We start from the raw sequence: 2,809 nt of genomic DNA, 5'->3' as shown, positions 1-2,809 counted from the left end.
GCTGATCCTGTCCGCCATCGCCATCAGCACCTTGCTGTGGGCCGACCTGTCCAATCGCTATGTGTGGGTGGTGCTGATCGTCACCCTGGCGTTCGGCGCCATCGGCTGGGTCGACGACTACCGCAAGGTGATCGAGAAGAACTCCCGTGGCTTGCCGAGTCGCTGGAAATACTTCTGGCAGTCGGTATTTGGCCTGGCTGCGGCCGTGTTCCTGTACAAGACCGCGCCGACCAGCGTCGAAACCACGCTGATCCTGCCGTTCATCAAGGACGTGACCATTCCGCTGGGCGTGGGCTTCGTGGTGCTGACGTACTTCGTCATCGTCGGCTCCAGCAACGCGGTCAACCTCACCGATGGCCTCGACGGCCTGGCAATCATGCCAACGGTGATGGTCGGCGGCGCCCTGGGCATCTTCTGCTACCTGTCGGGTAACGTGAAGTTCGCCGAATACCTGCTGATTCCCTACGTACCGGGCTCGGGCGAGCTGATCGTGTTCTGTGGTGCGCTGATCGGCGCCGGCCTGGGCTTTCTGTGGTTCAACACCTATCCGGCGCAAGTGTTCATGGGTGACGTCGGCGCGCTGGCGCTGGGCGCAGCGCTGGGCACCATTGCCGTGATCGTTCGCCAGGAAATCGTGCTGTTCATCATGGGCGGCATCTTCGTGGTGGAAACCCTGTCGGTGGTTATCCAGGTCGCCTCCTTCAAGCTGACCGGCAAACGCGTGTTCCGCATGGCGCCGATCCACCACCACTTTGAACTCAAGGGCTGGCCAGAGCCACGGGTGATCGTCCGCTTCTGGATCATCACCGTGATCCTGGTGCTGGTTGGCCTTGCAACCCTGAAACTGAGGTAGATGAGCGTGTCTTTGATCGCTTCCGACCAATTCCGCATCGTTGTCGGCCTCGGCAAGAGCGGCATGTCCCTGGTTCGCTTCCTGGCGAGCCGGGGCATTGCCTTTGCGGTCGCCGACACCCGCGAGCAACCGCCGGAACTGGACACCCTGCGCCGTGACTACCCGCAGGTGGAAGTGCGCTGTGGCGAGCTGGACGTCGACTTCCTTTGCCGCGCCAACGAGCTGTACGTGAGCCCCGGCCTGGCCCTGGCCACCCCGGCCCTGCAGCAGGCGGCGGCGCGTGGCGTGAAGCTGTCTGGCGATATCGAGCTGTTCGCCCGTCACGCCAAGGCGCCGATCATTGCCATCAGCGGTTCCAATGCCAAGAGCACCGTCACCACCCTGGTCGGCGAAATGGCCGCCAAGGCTGGCAAGCGTGTGGCGGTGGGGGGCAACCTCGGCACCCCGGCGCTGGACCTGCTGGCCGATGACGTCGAGTTGTACGTGATGGAACTGTCCAGCTTCCAGCTGGAAACCACCGACCAGCTCAACGCCGAAGTGGCCACCGTGCTGAACATCAGCGAAGACCACATGGACCGCTACAGCGGCCTGCCAGCCTATCACCTGGCCAAGCACCGGATTTTCCGCGGCGCCCGCCAGGTCGTGGTCAACCGCCAGGACGCCCTCAGCCGGCCACTGCCGGTAGAAGGCATCCCCTGCTGGACCTTCGGTCTCAATCAGCCGGACTTCAAGGCCTTCGGCCTGCGTGAAGTGGACGGCGAAAAATACCTGGCGTTCGAGTTCCAGGCCCTGATGCCCGCGCGCGAGCTGAAGGTTCGCGGTGCCCACAACCAGAGCAACGCCCTGGCGGCGCTGGCCTTGGGTCACGCGGCCGGCCTGCCGTTCGAACCCATGCTCGAAGCCCTGCGCGAGTTCGGTGGCCTGGCCCACCGCTGCCAGTGGGTGCGCGAGCGCAACAGCGTCAATTGGTACGACGATTCCAAGGCCACCAACGTGGGTGCTGCCTTGGCCGCCATCGAGGGCCTGGGTGCCGACATCGAAGGCAAGCTGGTGCTGATCGCCGGCGGTGATGGCAAGGGCGCCGACTTTGCCGCCCTGCGCGGGCCGGTGCAGCGCTTCTGCCGCGCCGTGGTGTTGCTCGGCCGCGATGCCGAGCGCCTGGCCGAGGCGCTTGGCGAGGGTGTGCCACTGGTTCGCGTCAAGACCCTGGACGATGCCGTGCAGCAATGCGCCGCGCTGGCCCAGCCAGGCGATGCCGTGCTGCTGTCGCCAGCGTGCGCCAGCCTCGACATGTTCAAGAACTTCGAGGAACGCGGGCGCCTGTTCGCCCAGGCAGCGGGAGGTCTTGCATGATCTTCGGCATCCTCAAGCCTTATCCGTCGCCGCTGATCAGCGGCCGTGGCATCGACCTGGACTTCGCCATGCTCGCCGGCTGCCTGGCGTTGCTGGGCCTGGGCCTGGTGATGATCACCTCGGCGTCATCGGAAGTGGCTGCGGTGCAGTCGGGCAACCCGCTTTACCACATGTTCCGCCACCTGGTGTACGTGGCCATCGGCCTGGTCGCCTGTGGCGCGACCATGCTGGTGCCGATCGCCACCTGGCAGCGCATGGGCTTCATGATGCTGCTGGGCGCCTTCGGCCTGCTGGTGCTGGTGCTGGTGCCGGGTATCGGCCGTGAAGTGAACGGCTCCATGCGCTGGATCGGCTTCAGCTTCTTCAACGTGCAGCCTTCGGAAATTGCCAAGGTGTTCGTGGTCATCTACCTGGCGGGTTACCTGGTACGCCGGCAGACCGAGGTGCGTGAAAGCTGGATGGGCTTCTTCAAGCCGTTCATCGTGCTGCTGCCCATGGCCGGCCTGCTGCTGATGGAGCCGGACTTCGGCGCCACCGTAGTGATGATGGGCGCGGCCGCGGCCATGCTGTTCCTTGGCGGGGTGGGGCTGTTCCGCTTCAGCC

General features: G+C 65.0%; 3 protein-coding genes. All 3 read left to right on the top strand.

Annotated elements, in window-relative coordinates:
- The coding region (mraY, locus tag HP547_RS22935; RefSeq protein WP_172287539.1) for a phospho-N-acetylmuramoyl-pentapeptide-transferase at positions 1 to 853 on the top strand (853 nt) is incomplete at its 5' end.
- A gap of 6 nt (positions 854 to 859) precedes the next feature.
- Entirely contained in the window at positions 860 to 2,206 is a 1,347-nt protein-coding gene (gene murD / locus HP547_RS22930; protein WP_172287536.1) for a UDP-N-acetylmuramoyl-L-alanine--D-glutamate ligase, read from the top strand.
- Positions 2,203 to 2,809: FtsW/RodA/SpoVE family cell cycle protein (locus HP547_RS22925; RefSeq protein WP_175586350.1), on the top strand; the 607-nt coding region annotated here is incomplete at its 3' end. The genes murD and HP547_RS22925, both read left to right, overlap by 4 nt.

Source organism: Pseudomonas sp. CM27 (genome assembly GCF_013179515.1).
In the GTDB taxonomy this organism is placed as follows: Bacteria; Pseudomonadota; Gammaproteobacteria; order Pseudomonadales; family Pseudomonadaceae; genus Aquipseudomonas.
The sequence above is the reverse complement of the archived record's forward strand: the minus strand, read 5'-3'. Positions and strand labels throughout refer to the sequence as shown.